Annotated in this window: 18 protein-coding genes; 4 read left to right on the top strand and 14 right to left on the bottom strand. The window is 31.9% G+C overall.

Annotated features, from left to right (window positions below; all coding sequences use genetic code 11):
* Positions 1–70: 70 nt before the first annotated feature.
* On the top strand, positions 71–1978 hold the full coding sequence (gene dnaK, locus HA151_RS09225; RefSeq protein WP_209107169.1) for a molecular chaperone DnaK: 1908 nt from the start codon (positions 71–73) through the stop codon (positions 1976–1978).
* On the opposite strand, the gene HA151_RS09220 is transcribed toward dnaK, so the two are convergent.
* On the bottom strand, positions 1975–3057 hold the full coding sequence (locus tag HA151_RS09220) for an FAD-dependent oxidoreductase (RefSeq protein WP_209107130.1): 1083 nt from the start codon (positions 3055–3057) through the stop codon (positions 1975–1977). The genes dnaK and HA151_RS09220 overlap by 4 nt on opposite strands.
* A gap of 48 nt (positions 3058–3105) precedes the next feature.
* On the opposite strand from HA151_RS09220, the gene purU reads away from it, so the two are divergent.
* The gene (gene purU, locus HA151_RS09215; RefSeq protein WP_209107129.1) at positions 3106–3960 is read left to right on the top strand and encodes a formyltetrahydrofolate deformylase; all 855 of its coding nucleotides are present in this window, start codon (positions 3106–3108) and stop codon (positions 3958–3960) included.
* A 10-nt stretch (positions 3961–3970) separates the two neighbouring features.
* Here purU and HA151_RS09210 read toward each other — a convergent pair whose 3' ends face one another.
* Together HA151_RS09210 and acnB are read right to left on the bottom strand one after the other, a co-directional pair.
* Positions 3971–5329 (bottom strand): ClC family H(+)/Cl(-) exchange transporter, encoded by a 1359-nt coding sequence (locus HA151_RS09210; RefSeq protein ID WP_209107128.1) that lies wholly within the window; start codon positions 5327–5329, stop codon positions 3971–3973.
* Between the two features lie 9 nt (positions 5330–5338).
* Positions 5339–7912 (bottom strand): bifunctional aconitate hydratase 2/2-methylisocitrate dehydratase, encoded by a 2574-nt coding sequence (gene acnB / locus HA151_RS09205; RefSeq protein ID WP_209107127.1) that lies wholly within the window; start codon positions 7910–7912, stop codon positions 5339–5341.
* Between the two features lie 97 nt (positions 7913–8009).
* Between acnB and HA151_RS09200 the strand changes: the two genes are divergently transcribed.
* Complete coding sequence (locus HA151_RS09200; protein ID WP_209107126.1) at positions 8010–9077, top strand: 3-deoxy-7-phosphoheptulonate synthase; 1068 nt, start codon at positions 8010–8012, stop codon at positions 9075–9077.
* On the opposite strand, the gene HA151_RS09195 is transcribed toward HA151_RS09200, so the two are convergent.
* From HA151_RS09195 to HA151_RS09180, 4 genes are all read right to left on the bottom strand, one after another.
* Positions 9070–9711 (bottom strand): diacylglycerol/polyprenol kinase family protein, encoded by a 642-nt coding sequence (locus HA151_RS09195; protein ID WP_209107125.1) that lies wholly within the window; start codon positions 9709–9711, stop codon positions 9070–9072. The two genes, HA151_RS09200 and HA151_RS09195, sit on opposite strands and share 8 nt — an antisense overlap.
* Positions 9712–9716: 5 nt before the next feature.
* Positions 9717–10736 carry an RpoD/SigA family RNA polymerase sigma factor gene (locus HA151_RS09190; RefSeq protein ID WP_100884227.1) on the bottom strand — a complete coding sequence of 340 codons (1020 nt, stop codon included), beginning with the start codon at positions 10734–10736 and terminating at the stop codon, positions 9717–9719.
* 208 nt (positions 10737–10944) lie between these two features.
* Complete coding sequence (gene ppk1, locus HA151_RS09185; protein ID WP_209107124.1) at positions 10945–13023, bottom strand: polyphosphate kinase 1; 2079 nt, start codon at positions 13021–13023, stop codon at positions 10945–10947.
* Positions 13023–14291 carry an MFS transporter gene (locus tag HA151_RS09180; RefSeq protein ID WP_209107123.1) on the bottom strand — a complete coding sequence of 423 codons (1269 nt, stop codon included), beginning with the start codon at positions 14289–14291 and terminating at the stop codon, positions 13023–13025. The genes ppk1 and HA151_RS09180 overlap by 1 nt, the downstream gene beginning before the upstream one ends.
* 57 nt (positions 14292–14348) lie before the next feature.
* Between HA151_RS09180 and cobA the strand changes: the two genes are divergently transcribed.
* Positions 14349–15152: a uroporphyrinogen-III C-methyltransferase gene (cobA, locus tag HA151_RS09175; RefSeq protein WP_209107168.1), complete on the top strand. Its 804-nt coding sequence runs from the start codon at positions 14349–14351 to the stop codon at positions 15150–15152.
* Here cobA and HA151_RS09170 read toward each other — a convergent pair.
* The 7 genes from HA151_RS09170 to gcvT form a co-directional block, all read right to left on the bottom strand.
* On the bottom strand, positions 15125–15952 hold the full coding sequence (locus HA151_RS09170; RefSeq protein WP_209107122.1) for an aminotransferase class IV: 828 nt from the start codon (positions 15950–15952) through the stop codon (positions 15125–15127). The two genes, cobA and HA151_RS09170, sit on opposite strands and share 28 nt — an antisense overlap.
* Positions 15949–17265, bottom strand: coding sequence for an anthranilate synthase component I family protein (locus tag HA151_RS09165; protein ID WP_209107121.1), 1317 nt, complete (start codon positions 17263–17265; stop codon positions 15949–15951). Before HA151_RS09165 ends, HA151_RS09170 begins: the two co-directional genes overlap by 4 nt.
* Positions 17262–17936 carry a 7-cyano-7-deazaguanine synthase QueC gene (gene queC / locus HA151_RS09160; protein WP_209107120.1) on the bottom strand — a complete coding sequence of 225 codons (675 nt, stop codon included), beginning with the start codon at positions 17934–17936 and terminating at the stop codon, positions 17262–17264. Before queC ends, HA151_RS09165 begins: the two co-directional genes overlap by 4 nt.
* Before the next feature lie 6 nt (positions 17937–17942).
* A complete protein-coding gene (locus HA151_RS09155) occupies positions 17943–18614 on the bottom strand; it encodes a 7-carboxy-7-deazaguanine synthase QueE (RefSeq protein ID WP_209107119.1) in 672 nt (223 codons plus the stop codon).
* A 24-nt stretch (positions 18615–18638) separates the two neighbouring features.
* Positions 18639–20249, bottom strand: coding sequence for a CTP synthase (locus HA151_RS09150; protein ID WP_209107118.1), 1611 nt, complete (start codon positions 20247–20249; stop codon positions 18639–18641).
* Between the two features lie 75 nt (positions 20250–20324).
* A complete protein-coding gene (gene aspS / locus HA151_RS09145; RefSeq protein WP_209107117.1) occupies positions 20325–22121 on the bottom strand; it encodes an aspartate--tRNA ligase in 1797 nt (598 codons plus the stop codon).
* 55 nt (positions 22122–22176) lie between these two features.
* Positions 22177–23289: a glycine cleavage system aminomethyltransferase GcvT gene (gene gcvT, locus HA151_RS09140; RefSeq protein ID WP_209107116.1), complete on the bottom strand. Its 1113-nt coding sequence runs from the start codon at positions 23287–23289 to the stop codon at positions 22177–22179.
* Between the last annotated feature and the right edge of the window lie 19 nt (positions 23290–23308).

Below are 23308 nucleotides of genomic sequence, written 5' to 3'. Positions count from 1 at the left end.
CCCATCTTTGAGTAACAATAATGACGTCAATGACCGATTATGGAGAATAACAAATATAAAGAGTATAGCCATGGGTAAGGTTGTAGGAATTGATTTAGGAACAACTAATAGTTGTGTTGCTGTAATGGAAGGTGGTAAACCTACTGTAATAGCAAATGCTGAGGGTTTCAGAACTACTCCATCAGTTGTTGCATATACAAAAAATCAAGATCAGCTTGTTGGACAAATAGCCAAAAGACAGGCTGTAATGAACCCTGAAAATACTTTTTATTCAGCAAAACGTTTTGTTGGAAGAAGAGTTGATGAAGTTAATGAAGAATCTAAAGAAGTTAGTTATTCTGTTGAAAAATCTGGTTCTAGTGTCAAATTAAAATGCCCTGTTTTGGATAAGCAGTTTTCTCCTGAAGAGGTAAGTTCTCAAGTTTTAAGAAAGTTAGCAGATGATGCGGGTAAATACCTTGGTGAAAAAGTTACACAAGCCGTAATTACAGTTCCAGCTTATTTTAATGATTCACAAAGACAGGCTACTAAAGATGCTGGAAAGATTGCAGGTTTAGAAGTCCTCAGAATTGTTAATGAACCAACCGCTGCGGCTTTAGCATATGGTTTGGATAAAGAAAATGAAAAAATTCTTGTTTTTGATTTAGGGGGAGGAACATTTGATGTCTCAGTTATTGAAGCAGGTGATGGAGTAACTGAAGTTCTATCTACATCTGGAGATACACATTTAGGTGGTGATGATTTTGATAGATGTATTGTAGATCACTTAGCTAATACTTTTAAATCAAATGAGGGAATTGATCTCAGACAAGATAAGCAAGCTTTGCAAAGATTGACTGAAGCTGCAGAAAAAGCAAAAATAGAGCTCTCAAATGCTACGCAAAGTGAGATAAATTTACCTTTTATTACAGCTACGCCTGAAGGACCAAAACATTTAGATTTGAACCTTACTAGAGCAAAGTTTGAAGAACTAGCAGCTTCTTTAATTGACAGGTGTAAGACCCCAGTTGAGAGAGCTATAAGCGATGCAAAAATTTCTACTAGTGAAATTGATGAAGTTGTTATGGTCGGAGGCTCATCTAGAATACCTGCTGTTCTAGATTTAGTTAAAAAAATAATTGGTAAAGATCCAAATCAAACCGTTAATCCTGATGAGGTAGTGGCTGTTGGAGCTGCAATTCAGGGAGGAGTTTTAGCAGGAGAGGTTAAAGATATATTGTTGCTTGACGTTACTCCACTTTCTCTAGGTGTAGAGACTCTAGGGGGAGTAATGACAAAAATGATAAATCGAAATACTACAGTACCTACAAAGAAATCCGAGACATATTCAACTGCTGTAGACGGTCAAACAAATGTTGAAATACACGTTTTACAGGGTGAAAGAGAAATGGCTTCTGATAACAAAAGCCTAGGAACCTTTAGATTGGATGGAATACCGTCAGCACCAAGAGGAGTTCCGCAAATTGAAGTTACATTTGATATCGATGCAAATGGAATTCTTAGTGTTACTGCTAAAGATAAAGGAAGTGGTAAAGAGCAAAGTATTTCTATCACTGGTGCTTCTACTCTATCTGATAATGAAGTAGAAAAAATGGTAAAAGATGCTGAATCAAATGCATCTGCAGATAAAGAAAAAAGAGAAAAAATTGATTTAAAAAATCAAGCCGAAACACTTGTCTACCAGACAGAAAAGCAACTTGGTGAGTTAGGAGACAAAATTGATGCTGCAGCAAAGTCTAAAGTTGAAGAAAAAAGTAATGCTTTAAAAGAAGCAACTTCAAAAGAAGATTATGAATCAATGAAAAAACTTCTTGAAGAACTCCAGCAAGAACTTTATGCAGTTGGTTCATCTGTTTATCAGCAACCAGGCAATCAGCCACCAACACCTGGCGCAGCAGACGGTCCTGATCAGAGTGATTCAAATGAAAAAGGTGGAGATGATGTAATCGATGCTGATTTCACTGAAACAAAAGATTAGTAAAGGTAATTTTTAATTTCATCAGCAACCCATTTAGAACACGCGGGAGCTAGTAAAATCCCATTTTTATAAAAACCTGTACATATAATTAGCCCATCTTCAAGATTTTTCATTATTGGTGAAGGCTCACCATCTGGTCTTGACCTAATACCGTACCACTTTTTAGTAATTTTTCCTTTCTCCAGCCAACTTGGTTTTTTATCGAGAAAGTTTGTGAGTTTTTCGAATGTATTTTTTTCTGGCTTAGTACTATATTCGTCAGTTGATCCAATAATTAGCTTATTTTTTGATTTGGGAATTATATTTTTACCATTTATATTGAATTGTTTTGGCAGCGACAACAAATCAATTTTTGAATCATTAATCTCAATTTCCATAGCTTGACCTAAAACAGGTTTTAATTTGATGTTGTGAGATCGGCTATCTATTAAATCAATAGCTTTTAGTGAATTACACAAAATAACTATGTCAGATTTGATATTTTCATTATTCCTTGTTGTAGAAATCCATTGATTGTTTGATTTTCTTATTTTTATTATTTCTCCTTGTAAATAACTTACTTTTTTATGTTTTAGATATTTATCTAATGTTTGAAGTAACGATGAAGCATTTATTCTTCCATCTTTGAAGGAGATCATTCCTTTTATATTTTTTGTTTGGAAGGCTTTATTTATATTCTTGATTAATATTGAGTCTCTTTCTAAAATTAGTAACGTTGGATCATTATTTTCATAAACAAATTTCTCTAATTTTTTAAACTTTTCTTCATTAGTAGTTAGTTGTATTAATGGTTTTTCGATATTTAATTCATAATTAAATTTTTGTAGGAACTTTACCCATTGTGGCCATAATTCAATGCTTCGTTTCCTGAGATCCCAGCTTCTACCCCTTCTTTTTTGATACATATTACCCATTAGCACGCCTAAAGCTGCATTGCTACTATTTTGGAGTTCAGTTGGATCTATTATCGTTACCTGGAAACCTAATTCTGATAATTCTAAGGCGTTAAATTTTCCAATAATCCCTGAACCAATAATAACTATGTTTGCTTTTTGAGAATTTTCTTTTAAGCTTTTCATTGATATATTAGATATGCTTGCTTATTTGACTTAATAGTTAAAGATTTTTTGGAACATCCTTCAATTATATTCAAAATTGTTTGTCCCGATCGTCCTGGCCTCGTAAGTTTACTTACAAGTTGGATTTCAAAGTACGGTGGCAACATAAAACATTCTGATCATCATACAGATCAAGATGCAGGTTTGTTTCTTAGTCGAATTGAATGGAATAGTAACAATGAATCTTTTAATAGGGATGAAATTTATAAAGAATTTGAAAAAATTGCAGATGAAGTAAATGGACAATTTAACGTAAATTATTCTGATGAAATCCCAAATGTTGCTATTTTCGTGAGTAAACAAAATCATTGTTTGATTGATTTACTTTGGCGAGTAAGAAATGGAGAACTCAAAATGAAAGTTCCTTTAATAATTTCAAATCATTCTCATCTTGAAAATATTGCAAATGACTTTAATGCAAAATTTGTCCACATTGATACCTTTAAAACTGACAAAACTATTGTTGAAGATCAATTCTTAAATTTACTAAAAGAATATGACATTGATCTTGTTGTATTAGCCAAATATATGCAAATTTTGAGTGACTCTTTTTTAAAAAAGTTTTCTTCAATAATAAATATTCATCATTCTTTTTTACCTGCATTTAAGGGCGGGCAGCCATATCATAGAGCATGGAAGAGAGGTGTTAAATTAATCGGTGCTACTGCTCACTATGTTACTGAAGATCTTGATGAAGGCCCGATAATAGAGCAATGTACAGTTAATGTAAGTCATAGGGATGAAGTTGATGATTTGATTAGAAAAGGAAGAGATATTGAAAGAATAGCTTTAGCAAGAGCAGTTAGATTACATCTAAATCATCAAGTATTTGTCTATAACAGCAAAACTGCTGTTTTTGATTGAAGATAGTTTCTTAGTCTTCTAATTCTATTTGTATTTGTCTTTCATAAATTGATTCTTCATTAAAAGCTCTTGCTACCAAGAAACTGGCAATGCAGCTGATTAACACAGGTTTCATGATTAATAAATTTTTTGTTAAAGCAAAAGCTAAAAACATTGCTGTTATTGGCGTTCGCGAACATCCTGCCACGAAAGCCCCCATTCCCGCAAAAATGTATGTACTTGGCGCATGTCCTGTAGCAATTTCAACCCAGCCCCCCATTATTAGTCCGATTGACCCTCCTAAAGTAAGCATTGGATAGAATAATCCTCCAGGAGCACCGGATGCTGCAGCTAAACCTGTCGTGATAAATAGTACTAAAACTGCTAATAAAGCAATTCCAATACTTGTATTTTGTTCAGCTATTATTTTCTGTAACTCATCTAAATTATGAAATGTACTGGGTAAAAAAGAGTAGATACTTCCTAAAATAAGTCCACAGATACTCATTTTTAAAACAAATTTATTTTTATACCACTTTTTCCCAAGATTTTGCATTAACAAAACATATCTGCTGTACAATTCTGCAAATATCCCAATAATTATTCCTAGTAAAACTAAATAAATAAAATCTACAGGTAAGAAAAAAACTGATGGGTCATATTCTTTTTGAATCAAAAATCCGAGGTTAAAATCAAAGCCTCCTGCTTTAGGATCTAAACCTAAAGCTTGAATAATATCAGCAGATGAATCTGCAATAAAAGTTGTAATTACTACTAATAATAAAATTACTGGTTTAGCAGAGTTTAATAACTCCTCTATTGCATAGATAAACCCTCCTAATGGAGCGCTAAATACTGCAGCTATTCCGGCGCCACCACCTGCTGCTACTATTACTCTTCTGAAAGCTGTAGGAGCTTTGAGCCACTTGGCCATTTGCCAAGCTACGGATCCTCCCATTTGAACTGATGGACCTTCTGGACCCAAAGGGAATCCACTACCAATCGCAATAATTCCTGATATGAGCTTTACTAATCCTACTTTTAAATTCATTGGAACTTTTTTATGTCTTAAGAAACCCATGATTTGACTCACACCTGAACCTTTTGCGGCAGGTGCTATATTTTTGATTAAATATCCTGCAATAGCTCCTCCGAGAGCTCCAAAAATAGGTAAGACCGCAATAGATGGGAATTGGTCTAATAATGCTAATCTCCAATTATTAATAAAATAGATTCCAGTTTTAAAAGATATGCTTGTAATTGAAGCTCCTAGACCTGTTAATAAGAGCGAAAATGCAACGACTAGAGATCTTTGTTTTAATAATTTTTTGATGCTACGAGAAGAATTATTACTTGTTTTTTGAATATTATCTTTTATAAAGTTTGGCATGGTCCATGATTACTTTGTCAAGCTGAAATCGTGTATTTCATCAAATTGAAGATAGCGATAAAGTTCATCTGAATATGGATTAATTTTATTTTTAGTAATATCCTGATATTCTTCTATTTCAGGTATTTTTCCAAGCAGTGCACAAACTGCTGCCAATTCTGCACTCCCTAAAAATACTTGCGCATTCTTGCCAAGTCTATTGTCAAAATTTCTTGTACTGGTAGAAAATACTACAGAACCTTCATCAACTCTAGCCTGATTTCCCATACATAAAGAACAGCCTGGCAACTCTAATCTTGCACCACAATCTTCAAATATTTTATAGTAGCCTTCAGCTTTTAGAGTTTCTTCATCCATCTTTGTTGGCGGACAAATCCATAATTTAGCTTTTAAATTTTGTACTCCTTCAAGAACTTTTGCAGCTGCCCTGTAATGACCAATATTTGTCATGCAAGAACCTATAAAAACCTCGTCAATATTTGTATTTGCAACATCAGTGATTTCTTTTACATTATCTGGATCATTAGGGCAAGCAACTATAGGTTGTGTTACTTTTGCTAAATCAATTTCAATGATTTCTTCATACTGAGCATTTGAATCTGGTTGAATTAATGATGGTTTTTTTAACCAATTTTTCATATCATTTATTCTTCTTGAAATCGATTTTGAATCTTCATAATTGCTCTCGATCATTTTTTCTAGCAGGCAAATATTGCTTTTTAAATACTCTTGAACAGTTTCTTGTGATAAAAGTATTGTGCTACCAGCGCATGAGCGTTCTGCAGTAGCATCAGTAAGTTCAAAAGCTTGTTCAAGTTTTAGATTTGGTAATCCCTCAATCTCCATAATTTTCCCGTTGAATATATTTTTTTTATTTTCTTTCTCAACAGTTAATAGTCCTTTTTTAATTGCGAAGAGAGGGATTGCATTAACTAAATCTCTAAGAGTAATTCCTGGTAATAATTCTCCCTCAAATTTAACCAGCACAGATTCCGGCATATTTAATGGCATTGACCCTATTGCAGCGGCAAATGCAACAATACCTGAGCCTCCAGGGAATGAAATGCCAAGAGGAAATCTTGTATGACTATCTCCACCTGTGCCAACAGTATCAGGGAGAAGCATTCTGTTAAGCCAGCTATGAATGATGCCATCTCCAGGCTTAAGAGCTACTCCACCTCTTTGAGATATAAAATCAGGTAATTCTTTATGGGTAAGTAGATCTACTGGTTTAGGATATGCAGCTGTATGACAAAAACTTTGCATCACTAAATCTGCAGTAAATCCTAAACAAGCTAGTTCTTTTAATTCATCTCTAGTCATTGGCCCAGTAGTATCTTGACTACCAACTGTGGTCATAATTGGCTCACAGGTCATTCCTGGCCTAACTCCATCTAAACCGCATGCTTTCCCTACTATTTTTTGAGCTTGAGTAAATCCGGTACTACTTTCAGTTGGATTGTGTGGTCTAGTAAATATTTCACTTGGTTGATAATCTAATTTGTTTCTAATTTTGTCCGTAAGAGATCTTCCAATCATAAGATTAATTCTTCCGCCAGCTTGAATTTCATCAGTAAGAGTTGATGGATACAACTCGAATTTGCTTATTAATTCTTCAGTATTTGAATCTTTTTTAATTTTTTTAATAATGCCTTTATAGGGATATATTTTAATAACATCTCCTGTTTTCATTTGAGATACGTCAGCTTCTATAGGTAAAGCTCCTGAATCTTGTGCAGTATTGAAGAAAATCGGGGCTATTTTGCTGCCAATTATTATTCCACCTGTTTTTTTGTTGGGAACAAAAGCGATATCTTCTCCTATATGCCAAATGAGTGAATTAATAGCAGATTTTCTAGAACTCCCTGTTCCAACAACATCTCCAACATAAGCTATTGGTAAATTTTGTTTTTTTAAATTATCAAGGATCTCTAGTCCATTAGGTTTTTTAAATTCCAACATAGCTAATGCATGCATTGGAATATCCGGGCGTGTTGTTGCATGTACAGCCGGAGATAAGTCGTCTGTGTTTGTCTCACCGTCAACTTTAAATACTAAACAAGTAATCTCTTTTTCCAGAACTTTTTTATTTATAAACCATTCTGCATTTGCCCAACTATTTACAACTTCTTTTGCATAAATATTATTTTGAGATAATTCATAAATTTCATTAGCCGAGTCGTAAACAAGAATAATATTTTTTAAAACTTCTGCCGCTTTTTTTGCGAGTAAACTATTTTCTCCTTTAAGTATTTCAACCAAAGAATTTACATTGTATCCGCCTATCATTGTTCCTAGTATTTCAATTGCTTTTTCGGGATTAATTGATTTGCAATATTTTTCGGAATTAACAATAGCAGTAAGCCAGCTTGCTTTTACGTAAGCAGCCTCATCAACTCCTGGGGGTACTCTATTTATTAGTAAATCAAGTAAATAAGATGAATCGTAAGTACTATCTTGTTCTAATAATTTTGTAATACAATTTGTTTGTTCAGCATTTAAAGGTAAAGGAGGTATACCTTTGGCAGCTCTTTCAGCTACATGATCTGCATAATCTTTTAGCAATGTTTCCAAATTCTTCATTAGTAAGGTTTAATGCCTAATCTATTGTTATTTTTAATATTGAAAAGGAGAGTATTCATAAATGCTTTTTTAAATATTCAAACTTCTTAATTAATCAATGACGACATCATCAAATAATTCAGCTTTAGAAAAGACATCAGACTTACATGTTCTTGAAACACGTCCATTAATACCTCCAAGCAGATTACATAATGATATACCTTTAGATCACGACTCTGCTAATACAGTATCTAAAACAAGAAGATCGATACAAAATATTTTGCATCATAATGATCAGAAGCTTTTAGTCATTGTGGGTCCATGTTCAATTCATGATCTTGAGGCGGCAAAGGAATATTCAAAATATATTCAAAAATTCCGAGAAATGTATAAAGATAAATTAGAAATAATTATGAGAGTATATTTTGAAAAACCAAGAACAACTATTGGTTGGAAGGGATTGATAAATGATCCTCATCTAGATGATTCTTATGATATTAATACTGGTTTAAGAAGGGCAAGAAGTTTGCTTTCATATTTAGCAACTCGTGGCATACCTTCTGCTACAGAATTACTAGATCCAATTGTTCCTCAATACATTGCAGATTTAATAAGTTGGACAGCCATAGGTGCGAGGACTACAGAAAGTCAAACTCATAGAGAAATGGCATCAGGATTATCAATGCCTATAGGTTTTAAAAATGGAACGGATGGTTCTTTTACTACTGCAATTAATGCAATGCAGTCAGCTTCTAAATCCCATCACTTCCTAGGTGTAAATGAAAATGGAATGGCTTCTATAGTTAATACTACAGGAAATCCAGATGGACATGTAGTTTTAAGGGGCGGTTCAAAAGGCCCAAATTTCGAAAGTGATCATGTTCAAAGAATTTCAGCAGAATTGAGGCAGTGTAATCTTCCCCACAAAGTGATGATTGATTGTAGTCATGGAAATTCCAATAAAGATTTCCGAAAACAGTCGGAAGTGCTTAAAAATGTAGCTTCTCAAATTAGTAATGGTGAAAAAAATATTTTAGGAGTTATGCTTGAAAGTCATTTGAAGGAAGGAAATCAAAAACTTTTAAAAAAAGAAGATCTCCAGTTTGGCAGAAGCATTACAGATGCATGTATAGATATTGAAACAACAAAAGAATTAATCGCTATTTTATACGATTCACTTAGCTAGTTATTAAAAAATTAAATAATAATGCTGAAGAGATTGGAACAATGAAATTATCTATTCCTAGAACACTAAATTGTTCGAGCAAAGTCGCAATAAAAGCTATTGTAAAATAATTTAAATTTAGACTATTTTGTTGAGAGTATCCTATTGAGCAAACTACTATCAAACTTGTTAAAAACATTGTTATGGTTCCATATAAAGATTTTTTTTGTTTAAAAAAAATCCAACTCTTTGAGTTAAAGCTTTTTCCTATTAATCCAGCTAATCCATCACCAAAAGTCATTATGAAAAATCCACTAATTAGTGCATATGGATCTTTATCCCAGAAAAGATAAATTAAGATAAATAAACTTAGACAATAAAATAATGTCCCATAACTTTTTCTCTCAACATCCTCAATTGTTGGAAATAATTTATAGTTGTAATTGATGAAAACCATTAATGAAACAATTCCTGTAAAGATTAGAGCAGAGTTTTGATTAATTTTTAAAAATTGAGCAATTGGTATTAAAGGTCCTATTCCAATATGTATTATTTTTCTGACGATTTCTCTGCTATTTTCATTATATTTTTTGAAAACTATTGATATTAAAAAAATTGAAAATAAATATAATAAAATTAGAGAAAATTTTATCAATTTGGTTAAGCTGCTTTTTGATGAGTTGTCATTACACGAAGCTTTAATATTGCTTTAGCTTCTAGTTGCCTTACTCTTTCTCGTGAAACATTAATTTGTCTTCCTATTTCTGCGAGTGTTAATGGTTCTTCACCATCTAGCCCAAATCTGAGCTTCATGATTTTTTGCTCTCTTTCATTTAATTGAGAAAGCCAAGTTCCTAAATGCTCTTTTTGAATAGTTCTATCCATACCCTCCATAGGTTCTTCACAGTTTGGATCAGGTATGAGTTCACCAAGAGTACTTCTGTCTTCTTCCCCTCTTGCATGAGCATCTAGGGAGGCGCAAGGAGCACTTTGAGAAATTAAATCTTCTAAATCTTTTTGATCAATTCCCATCTCAGTTGCCATTTCCAATCTTGTAGGTTGTCTGCCAAATTTATGTGATAATTCTCTAGAGACTCTTCTCATTTTGGACAGTTTTTCACTTATGTGAATAGGCAAACGGATCGTTCTAGCACTGTTATCAATTGCCCTCGTCATTCCTTGTCTAATCCACCAGTAAGCATAAGTTGAGAATTTATATCCCATAGCAGGGTCAAATTTATCTACAGCTCTTTCAAGGCCAATAGCTCCTTCCTGGACAAGATCTAATAATTCAAGCCCTTGGTTTTGGTATTTTTTTGCAACCGAGACAACAAGCCTTAGATTAGCTGCCATCATTCTATCTCTTGCTCTTTTGCCAATCTTAATTTGATAAAGATTTCGTTGGGTCCTATCACTTTCAGGAATTTGTAGCAACTTTTTCATGTTCTGAACATGATGAGCTAACTCTATTTCCTCTGCTGGAGTCAAAAGAGGTACTCTTCCAATGCTACTTAAGTAATAGCCAATAGAATCTGAAGCGAGTCTGCCAGATTTTTTTTGGCTTTGTTTTGCCGTAAGACTGGATTTCGATTTGCGAGACTTGCCCGCAGTGTTTGGTAATCTTGGCTCATCAAAATTATTATCTGAAGAGCTTTTCGCAGATTCCAGAGGGATCCCCATCACCCTGGCCTCCTAAATAATGGATTTTTTAAAAAGCTAGCACTGAAATTGAAATAAAAACTGCTTTTACGTTGAAATTTTAAAGACAAAAAATTTTTTTTTAAAGCTTATTTCTTGAAATCCATTGATATGAAATGATTTTGTAAAAAATAAAAAAAATTTAAAATATTAAGTATTTTTTTAAATGTTGTAAAAATCAATATTAATTTTATTTTTTTATGAGGTCAATTTGCGAACGATTATGCGATGAATCTAATTCATGTTTCGAATATGAACCATCATCTTTCATTATCCAAGAAAAGTAATTATCTTTAATGTAAGTTTGCAAAAGCGTGTATATTACATATTTCAATTCATAATCCTCTATAGGAGTAACAGCTTCTATCCTTCTATCAAGATTTCTTCTCATCCAATCTGCACTCCCTATAAAAACCTCATTATCCCCGTTGTTACAAAACCAAAAAATTCTTGAGTGTTCAAGAAAAGGGCCAATAATGCTGATAACTTTAATATTTTCACTTAAATTTTTTCTTTGGGGATATAGGCAACAAATACCTCTTATGATGAGGCTAATTTTTACACCTGAGTCTGAAGCTAAATAAAGCAGTTTAATTATTTCTGGGTCTACTAAAGAATTCATTTTTGCGATTATTTCGGCTTTTTTGCCTTCTTCTGCATTTTTAATTTCTCTCTTTATCAGAAATATAAATTTCTCTCTCATCGATGAGGGAGAAACTAATAACTTTTGATAACTTTTTTGTTTAGAAAAACCAGACAAGTAGTTAAATAACTCAAGTAAATCAGATGCAATATCAGGATCCGTTGAAAGTAATCCTAAATCTGTATAAAACTTTGAAGTATTAGAGTTATAATTTCCTGTTCCAATATGGAAATAATTCCTTAATCGTCCTTTCTCTTTTCTTACTATTAAGGCAATTTTTGTATGTGTTTTAAATCCGATGATTCCATATACAACATGAATTCCAGCTTGTTCAAGTTGTTTTGCCCATTGAATATTATTATCTTCATCAAATCTTGCTTTTAGTTCAACAAGAGTCATTACTTCTTTCCCATTCTCTGCAGCTCTCATTAAAGCTGCAATGATAGGCGAATCTTGGGAAACTCGATATAAAGTAATTTTTATAGCCATTACAAGTGGATCATCAGCTGCTCTGTTTATAAATTCTTCAACTGAAGTTTTAAATAAGTCATAGGGATGATGAAGCAGAATATTTTTTTTTCTAAGTATCTTGAAAATAGAATTAGGGTTTTTGTTTGAAGGCAAATCTAAATGTTTTAATTCTGGGTGAGTTTTTCCAATTAGTAGATTTTCTTTTAAATCATCTCTATCAATTTTTGTAAGCTGATTTAAATCGTCTAGGCCTAATAAACTTTTGCAAAAATATATATATTCTTTCTGTATTGAGATACTTTCAATAAGTAACTTTAGAATATTTTCTGGCATATCTGATTCCACTTCTAATCTAACTACGTCTCCACCTAATCTTCTTTTTTGCAAACTTTGTTCAACAGCTAAAAGTAGATCATCAGCTTCAAGTTCTTTTAATTCTAAATCTGCATCTCTTGTCACTCTAAAAAAAGAATAATTTATACATTCCATTCCGTTAAATAAAGTATTTATATTATTCCCAATTAAATCTTCAACACTTATGAAATAGTGAGAACTTTCATCACTAAGTTGAGTAATTTCATTGGGAATTCGTATAAATCGGGGTATATTTTTTGTTGGTATTTTTACTCTGACAAACTGATTTTTAGAATCCTCCTCATCCTTTATTAAAGCTGCTAAATTTAGACTTAAATTACTTATAAAGGGAAATGGATGTGCGGGATCAACAACTAATGGAGTTAATAAAGGGAAAATAGATGTTGTAAAGAAGTTATTACTCCAGTTTCTTTGATTTTCACTTAGGTCCTTATATTTTTTTAAAATCACACCTTTTTCTTTTAATTCATTTTTTAATTCATTATTTAAAAAGTTTTCTTGGAGAATAGTTAACTTTTTGATTTCATTATTGATTTTTTTTAATTGCTCTTTAGGGGTAAGTCCGTCAATACTTTTTTTAGTAATTCCTGCTTCAACTTGAGCCTTTAATGAAGCTACTCTTACCATAAAAAACTCATCAAGATTATTACTAAAAATAGAACAAAATTTCACTTTATCTAGAATTTTGTATTCCTTTTCCATACCGGTAAGGAGTACTCTTTTATTAAATTCAATCCAACTTAATTCTCTATTAATGTAAATATCAGTTTGGCTTTTCATTAAAAAACTTTTAATTTTTGATTTTTAAAAGAATTATTATTTTTACCCTCTGCAATAAGGTATATCATGAAAAGTAAGATAACGGAACCAGCTATAAAAGGTGATTTAGGACCAAAGCTATCATAAACCCTTCCTGCCAATGCAATTCCTAAAACTCCTCCAAGACTTTGTAGACCCTGAAGGTTACTTAAAATTGATCCTTGTTTATCAATGTCTAATTTCTTAGATATTAGTGCTCTTAACGTGGGCGTAATTAACCCTGCCCCAACGGCTAAAAATGAAACTGCTGAATAAATATTAATTGTCGCATTTTCTTTTGGGGTAGTTATTAAAAGAGCACATGCCACAAGAATAAAGCCTGATCCGACGAGTGTTAATCGCATTTCGCCAAATTGCTTTACCAGGGGCCCAATTAATCCCCCCTGAACGATAATTGCAATAATTCCTACTACAACAAGAGTTCCACTTGATGCTTTGGTCGTCCAGTTTAAAGATTCTTGAAGGAAAAATATTAGGATATTGGTCAATCCAGTAAAAGCAATAAAGTAAATAAAAAAAGCTAATGATAATTTTTTAATCTTTTCTTCTTTGAAAACTGTAAAAAGAGCTTTTAAAGGGTTTTTTAAAATAGTTTTTGATTTACTTGAGTCACTATTAGGCTTGGTTTCTGGTAAGTAAAAAAATACAAGTAGAAAATTTATTATTGGAATGATTGAGGCTATCAAAACTGGAATAATAAAATTATTATTTGTATTTCTTGCAAAAATTACAACAAAAATATTACCTAAGAAAAAACTTAAACCAAAAGCTACACCAATAAGCCCAAATGTTTTTGCTCTTTTTTCAGGGCTTGAAATATCTGCAAGAATTGTTGTTGCAGTAGCTGCAGTCCCCCCACTTAAACCGTCAATTAGTCTCGCTAAAAATAATAAAAATAACGGGATAGAGGCTATTGAATTTGACCAATTAAAAAGAACTGTAAAAGATAATATTGATATTCCTATGACTGAGCCAGTAATACAAAAAAGAGTGACAGGTCTTCTTCCATATCTATCACTCATAAGTCCTATAAAAGGTGAAGCTGTAAATTGAGCTAATTGATAAGTGCATGATAATAAACCATATGTACTTGCTTTAGAATCAAAAAGTAGAACAAAAGAGGGTAATATAGGTAACAGTATACTTTCACTTAAACGATCATTTAGAAGAGTGATAAACGCACTAAGGAGAGTAAATTTTTTATTTGGTTTTAATAAACTTTCTTTCATAATATTTACCTTCATTTCGATTAACTTTTACTACCATACTTGTTAATGGAGACTATTGTGCCTGGCATTGTTTATTTGGTTGGAGCAGGTCCTGGTGACCCTGAGCTTTTGACTCTTAAAGCTTTACGCTTAATAAAAAATTGTGATGCATTAGTTCATGATGCTTTAATTCCGGATGAAATAACAAAAGAGGCAGGAAAAAATACAGAAATTTTCCATGTAGGCAAAAGAGCTGGGAAGTGTTCTGTACCTCAGGTTGAAACTAATGCTCTTATTTTGAAATTGGCAAAAGAAGGCAAAAATGTCGTAAGGCTTAAAGGGGGAGATCCATTCGTTTTTTCTAGAGGTGGTGAAGAGGTATCGATTTTAGAAAAAAATGGAATTTCAGTTGAAATCGTTCCTGGTATTACTTCTGGGATAGCAGCACCCACATATTTTGGTATTCCACTAACCCATAGAGATGCTGCTAGTTCTGTAACTTTCGTCACTGGACATGAGCGTGTAGATAAGGAAAAAAAGACAGTTAATTGGAGAGATTTAGCTAAATCATCAGATAGCTTAGTAATTTTTATGGGTATAAAAAATATTAAATATATTGTAGAAGAATTAATTCTCGGTGGTTTAGATAAGAATACTAAATGCGCTGTGATTCAAGAAGCTACTTTAAAAAATCAAAAATGTTTGATAGAGAAATTAAATAATCTTCCAGATAAAATCAAAGTTAAAGAATTTTCAGCTCCATCAATTATCATTATTGGGAAAATTGTTGAATTTAAGGTTAATAACAATATAACTAAAGTATCTGATGTCTATTTACCAGATATTAATAAAGTTCAACTATATAATAAATCCCAAAAATAAATTGGATCGAATTTAGGTTTAAGCTTTAAATCATTAACTTGATTAATTTGTCTGCAAGATAAGCTATTAATTGCAACTATTATGTCATCATTTTGAAATTCTGGAGGAATTAATTCTTCTTTTACAATTTTCAATTTTAAAGCTTTAGAAATCATAATCCCCTCCAAACAGCCGCTCTCTTTTCTAGGAGTTATCCATTGATTATTTCTTTTAATTAGAAGATTAAATGTACTTCCACAACAAAGTTCACCTGACGTATTCAAAAGGATAGAATCATCAAATGATTTTTCATTAGCTTCTCTCAAAACTTGTATTGCCTGATTATATGAAAATGTTTTGCATTTACTTATAAGACTGAATTCATTTATTTTTTCTGTTTGACTAATGCAAACGCTTATTGGATTAAAATTTGGTTTGATTCTATAGAACTCAAGCCATATATTGTCCAAATCTTTTGTCTCTGAAGTGCTATCAATTGTTAGTTTTCGACCTTTATTAGTTCCTCGACTATAGTTTATTCTTACTGAAGCAAATTGATCATTTTTAAGCGATAACTTTCTAATTCCATCGTGAATAAGTTGTCTCAAAGTTAATTTATTTATTTTGAGATTAATATTTAAAATCTTGCTACTTTTTTCTAATCTTTTCAGATGTTCATCAAAAAGAATAGGTTTGTTTTCTTTTATCAAAATGGTCTCAAATATACCATCAGCAAATTTTAATCCTCTATTATTAGCGGCAATAAATATTCTATCAATATCCAACCATTGATCCTTGTGCCAGCCTAATGTTTCAATCATTTGAGTGAATCAATTAACGGTAAAAGTTTCCACTTTAGTTCATTAGTTTCCTCTTCAGGGTTTGAGTCAATAACTATTCCGCAACCAGCATATATATTGATTTTTTTGTCTTTAATTAAAAATGATCTTATTAGAATATTGCTGTCAAACTCTCCATTCCAGTCAAGCTTCAAAAATGAGCCACAGTATGGTCCACGTTCACATTCTTCTAATTCAAAAAGTCTCTGGCATGATCTTAATTTAGGTGCTCCAGTTATAGAGCCCCCAGGCCAACAAGCTTTTAGTAAATCAATCCAGTCTTTGTCTTTTTTTAATTTGCCTCTGATTACTGATGTTAGATGATGAACTTTTGAGAAACTTTCAAGCTTTAATATTTCTGGCACCATAATACTTCCTGTTTCGCAAACTTTACTTAAATCATTTCTTATTAGGTCAACAATCATAATATTTTCGGCTCTATCTTTTTCGTTCGTTATTAAATCGATAGCATTAAGAGCGTCTTGATTTAAATCCTTATCTCTTGATCTAGTTCCTTTGATTGGTCTTGATTCTACAAAATTTTTATTATCTATTTTTATAAATCTTTCTGGCGAGGTTGATAATACAGCCTCTTTATAATTATCATTATTTATTATTATTCCTCCAAAGGGAGCTCTTAATTTCCTTCTTATTTTCAAATAAATATCTAGAGGATTATAGTTTTTGGAAGATTCAATTTCGCATTTAGTTGTTAGGTTTGCTTGAAATATATCTCCTAAGGAAATTAATTTTTTCAATTTTAGAATATTTTTCTGAAATTCTTCAGCCATTTCGTCCAAATTAATTTTTGAAAAATCAAAATTCAAATTTGTTTTAATAATATTTTCTTCTTCGATATTTTTAATATTGTTGATTATGTTTTTGTAATTCATCAGTTCAGATGAGTTTGTGCCTTCGATAATTATTTCTTTTTTTATTAAATTACATTTAATGATTGGATCATATGATGCAATCCATAAAGTTGCCATATTAGATTTTCGCCATGGGTTTTTGGGTTCTATGAAAACTCCAGCTTCATAACTTAACCATCCGATCCAAAATCCTTTTTCAATATTTCTTAAATTGTTAAATGGATTATTAGTTTTGTCTAAATTATTGATATCTCTTGATTGGATTATTTTTTTAGGTTTAATTCCTATTATTGACCATTCCCCATTTTCTTTGCCATCACTGTCTAGCCAAGCTAATCCTTTATCTCCGAATTTTTTTGTTAGATGATGCGTAATCAGTGCTGGATTTATCCATTTTTCTAGAATTATTTTTTTTATTTTCATTTTTTATTATTTTTATTAAGCCATTTTTCAAAAGCAGCATTTCTAATTCTGCAGCTATCACACTTACCGCATGGTTTTGAATTTCCCGAATAACAACTCCATGTTTTATCTAAAGGGACATGATTATCAAAAGCTAATTTAATAATTTCCTCTTTATTTAAATCTAATAGTGGTGTCCAAAGTTTTATTGGATTATTTTCTCTTCCTCTTTTATTAGCTAAATCTGCTAACTCTTGAAATTTTTTTATGTAGTCAGGTCTGCAATCTGGATAACCAGAATAATCTAGTGCATTAACTCCTAAGCCTATAAAATCAGCATCTATTGCTTCGGCATAACTTAGTGCAACGGAAATAAATATAGTATTTCTCCCAGGAACATAAGTATTAGGAATTTTATTAGTTTGTACTCCTTCTATTGGAATATTTTTTTGAGTATCAGTTAATGACGAGCCTCCCCATAAAGATAAGTCAAGCTTAATGATTTTAAATTCTTCGATATCAAAGTGGTTTGCAATTATTGATGCAGAATTTAATTCTTTTTTATGACGTTGACCGTAGTCAAATGAAAGGCCAAAAATTTTAGCTTCGGATTTTTTAGCGATACCAGTAACTGTAGAAGAATCTAAACCTCCAGATAATAAAACTACTATCGATTTATTTTTAAGAGTCATATGATTTCAATTAATTTTTAAGTATTTGTGAGTTTGAAGACTCAATTTCCAATCGGGGTTATTTTTCACGAAATCGATAGCAAGAGAAAAACCATTTGCATTGTTCCATGCTGGCTGTAAATAAAAAATTTTATCTTCTTTTTTTAAGTCATCTTCGCTTTTAGAGAGTTGATATTGTTTTAAAGTTTCTTTTTTTATTTGCATAGCAAATTCAATATCTTCTATATCATTTATGATTATTTTGATTTCATTACAGTTTTTTAAAAAATAATTTTTTGGTGGTGAGTGTCTTTTAGGAGATAAAGTAATCCAGTCATAGCTTCCTGATATCGAATTAACTCCACTTGTCTCAATATGAATCTTCATTGGCTTTTGTTCTTCTCCCATCGTCATTTTTTTTATGGCTTTGCAAAAATTATCCAAGTTATGTTGCAAAGGTTCTCCACCTGTAATAACGCAAAAAGATGCTCCTTTTTTTCTGGCAATTTTTATGCGATCTATTATTTTTTCAATTGATATAGAAGGGTGTTTTTTCTCGTCCCATGAATTCTTGGTATCGCACCACGTACATCCAACTTTACATCCGGCTAATCTTACAAAAAAAGCACTTTTTCCAGCGTGATAACCTTCACCTTGTAATGAATGAAATTGTTCGACTAAGGGTAAAAAATTTGTCATTTTCATTCAAAAAAATAAAGAATATTAATTTGATTGAGTTAACTTATCTTGAGCGGCTTTTATTAATCCTTTAAATAAAGGATGAGGTTTGCCAGGTCGTGATAAAAACTCAGGATGATATTGACAGGCTAAGAAGTATGGATGATTTTCTAACTCAATTAACTCAACTAATCTGCCATCTGGTGATGTACCACTAATTTTATATCCAGAATCTAAAAAACTTTGTTTGTAGTAATTATTAAATTCGTATCTATGTCGATGTCTCTCATAAATAACATCCTCAGCATATAAGTTTTTTCCAGTTGTGTTTTTTGTCAATCTACATGGATAAACTCCAAGTCTCATTGTCCCACCTAAATCAACTACATCTTCCTGTTCTGGTAATAAATGTATCACTGGATTTGGAGTGTTTGGGTCTAGTTCTGAACTAGATGCATTTGGAAGATTAGCCACATTCCTAGCCCATTCTATAACTGCACATTGCATACCCAGGCACAAACCTAAAAAGGGAATTTTATTTTCTCTTGCGAATTTTATAGCCGAAATTTTTCCATTGACTCCTCTATTGCCAAATCCTCCGGGTACGACAATTGCATCAACTTCATTTAAGTAAGTTTCTGCTGAATTTTTTTCTATCATTTCAGCACTTACCCAATGTAAATCTAATAAAGCCTTTTGTTCAATGCATGCATGTCTTAAAGCTTCAACAACGGATAAATATGCATCTCCAAGTTCAATATATTTGCCTACAAGGGCAATTTTTATTGGATCTCCAGGATTTCTTAGGTTGTGTATTAATTGCTCCCAATTTTTCAAATCACATTTTTTATCTTCAAGGCCTAAATACTTTAGGGTTTCTTTGCATAAACCTTCTTTTTTTAAAGAAAGAGGTACAGAATAAATACTGTCTGCGTCTAAAGCTTCAATTACAGAGTCGATACTTACACCGCAAAAACCACTAAGCTTTTTTTTAAGAGCTTCATTGATAGATTTATCACTTCGGCATACAAGTAGATCTGGCTGAATTCCAATTGATCTTAATTCTTTCACTGAATGTTGTGTTGGTTTAGTTTTTATTTCGCCAGAGGTTTTGATGTAAGGAAGTAATGTTACGTGTATGTATGCAACATCGTTCCTATTGACATCATTTTTGAATTCTCTTATTGCCTCTAAAAAAGGTAGAGATTCAATGTCACCAACTGTTCCACCAATTTCAGTAATAATAATATCTGCATTGCTGTTAGCGGCTACTCTATGAATCCTTTCTCTAATTTCTCCCGTTATGTGAGGTATTACTTGCACAGTTCCACCGTTATAATTACCTCTTCTTTCTTTATTAATGACTGCTTGATAAATAGATCCCGTTGTTACACTATTCAACCTAGTCATTGCAGTATCTGTAAATCTTTCGTAGTGACCTAAATCTAGATCGGTTTCAGCCCCATCTTCGGTTACAAATACTTCTCCATGTTGAAAGGGGCTCATTGTGCCTGGATCAACATTTAAATATGGATCTAGTTTTAATATTGAAACACTATATCCTCTAGACTTTAATAATCTACCTAAGCTTGCAGCTACAATTCCCTTACCAATGCTAGAAACTACTCCTCCGGTGACAAAAACAAATTTTGACATTGAATATTTTTAATTAAGCACTGCCTCCTTATATTTTATTTAAACAAAAAACTTTTAGAACATCCATATATATTCTTATTCATCAATTGTTATTTCAATTTCTAATTCTTTTAATTGTGATTCTGAGACATTTGAAGGCGCATTTGTAAGAAGACATTTTGCTTGTTGATTTTTTGGAAAAGCTATTGTTTCTCTGATTGAATCTGCACCTATGATCAGCATTGTAATACGATCTAATCCAAATGCTATTCCACCATGAGGAGGAGCACCCATTTCTAAGGCTTCTATTAAAAATCCAAATTTTTCATCAATATCTTTAGCAGTAAGTCCTACTGTTTTCAAAACCTCTCTTTGCAAGTTTGCTTCATGAATACGTAAAGAGCCACCTCCTAATTCCAATCCATTAAGAACTAAGTCATAAGCATTTGCTATAGAGTCCTCAATTTCTTTTTGCAAGTTTTCAGGATCTTTAGATTTTATATTTTTCGGAGAACAAAAAGGATGATGTAAAGCAACATATCTATTTTCCTCTTCATTTCTCTCAAACATCGGGAAATCAGTTACCCATAAGAAATTCCATTTACTTTTATCTATGAGATTTAAGTCTTTTGCGATGTATTGTCTCACTCTATCTAATGACTGGTTAACAATTTGTTTATCTCCAGCACCCAAGAGGATTAAGTCTCCATCTTGCGCTTCGGTGATTCTTAAAATATCAGCTATATGCTCTTCATTTAGATTATTTTTAATTGCTCCAATAGTCTCAAGCTCATCTCCTTTGACCCTGATAAAGGCTAAACCACCAGCTCCTGCATCTTGAGCTACTTGGAAGATATCACCTCCGGGTTTAATTCTTACGTTGCTAATACTTAAATTACCTCCTTTGACTGTTATGGATTTTATAGAACCTCCTGACTTAATTGCCTTGGTGAAAATATTAAAGCCAATATCACCTAATACTTCTCCTAAATCTTTTAATAACATTTTATATCTAGTGTCTGGTCTATCAGTGCCGTAATTATCTATTGCTGCTTGCCATGACATTCTTGGAAAAGCATTATCAAAATCAATATTTAATACTTCTTTCCATATTTTTTTTATAAGACTTTCATTAAAAGAGATTATTTCTTCTTCATTAATAAAGCTCATTTCAATGTCTAATTGCGTAAACTCTGGCTGTCTATCTGCCCTCAAGTCTTCATCACGGAAACATTTTGCGATTTGATAATACTTATCTAAGCCTCCCACCATTAAAAGTTGTTTAAATAGTTGTGGGGATTGAGGTAGAGCAAAAAATTCTCCATTCGAAAGACGAGCAGGAACAAGAAAATCGCGAGCGCCTTCTGGAGTTGATTTTGTAAGTAATGGAGTCTCTACTTCTGTAAATCCAAAATTATCAAGAAATTCTCTTGCAACTTTAATAATCTTGTGTCTTGTTTTTAAATTTTCTAGTAATTTGCCCCTTCTTAAATCAAGATATCTATATTTTAATCTCAGTTCCTCTTTTGTATTTTCATAATCATGTATAGACACTGGAAAAGGTAAGTTTTTTTTAATTTGGTTGAGAATTTGCAACTCTTTAACCTTAAGCTCTAACTCTCCAGTACTTAAATTTTTATTGATTGAGTCTTTAGGCCTTTTATTAATAATTCCGCTAACCATTATTACCGTCTCATTTCTTAGAGTTTCTGCCTGTTTAAATAGATTTGCTCCATCATCGGGGTTAATTGTTATTTGTAGGAATCCACTATGGTCTCTTAAATCAATAAAAATTACACCACCATGATCTCTTCTTCTATCTACCCATCCGCATAGATTAACTAATTTACCAATATCTGTATTATTGAGTTCTTCGCAAATTTTGTTTCTCATCTATGTATGATTTATTTATCAATAACTTATAATAATTCTTTGAGGGTAAATTTAGTTAATAATTCTTTTTATAAAACGTTCTTTTTGTTATAACCCCTTTAAATTTTTTACCTCTTATTAATATTTGAACTTCATTATTTACTAAGGCATGCGAAGCATTGATGTATGCAAAAGCTATAGCTTTTTGTTTAGTTGGAGACCAACTGCCGCTAGTTATAATTCCAATATTTTCTTCACCTTTAAATACTGCGCAACCTTTTCTTCCTATTGCTTTACCTTCTATAGAGAGACCAACTAACTTTTTTTGAATGCCTAATCTTGACTGCTCTTCAAGAAATTTTCTTCCAAAGAATTCGTGATTATTTTCTAGATGTACAAGCCAGCCTAATCCTGCTTCATATGGAGAAGTTTTTTCATCTATGTCTTGACCATAAAGATGCATGCCTGCTTCAAGTCTAAGAGTATCTCTAGCTCCTAAGCCACAAGGCGCAACATTTTTGGAAATTGTGAAATCCCATAAATTAATTGCTGCTTTTTTAGATAAAAGTATTTCTAGACCATTTTCCCCTGTATATCCTGTCTTGGAAACGAAAATTTTTTCTTTAGGAGAAATATGTTCAAAAATTTTATATTCACATCCAAAGTTAGGGATATTTGAGATAGAAGATTCAATCCATTCTTCAAATAAATCGAATGAGTTTTTCCCTTGTAGTGCTAAAAGTACTTTGTCTTTTTTAAAATTTGTTATTGAAATTTCATATTGATTTAAATTACTTTTTATCCACTGAAAATCTACTTCATATCTACTTGCATTAACTATTAACAATAATTCTGATATGTCATTTTCTTGTATTCCAATGTCATAAATTATTAAGTCATCTATAATTCCCCCTTCATTATTGAGCATTACTGTATAAAGTCCCTGGCCTTCAGAAAAGGAGTATAAATTAGTAGGAAAAAATTTTTGAATATAATCCTTTGGATTGATTCCTCTAATAGAGATTACTCCCATGTGAGAAATATCAAACAATCCTGCTGAAGATCTAACTGATTCATGCTCTTTGATTAATCCTGAAAATGATATGGGCATTTCCCAACCTGCAAAATCCACTAATTTTGCACTGGATTGAATATATTTTGAATACAGAGGACTTTTAAGCAAATCCATGAAATATTTAGTTTTTATT

This window comes from Prochlorococcus marinus XMU1419 (assembly GCF_017695955.1).
GTDB classification, from domain to species: Bacteria; Cyanobacteriota; Cyanobacteriia; order PCC-6307; family Cyanobiaceae; genus Prochlorococcus_A; species Prochlorococcus_A marinus_AD.
This window is presented reverse-complemented; position numbering and strand designations above follow the sequence as displayed.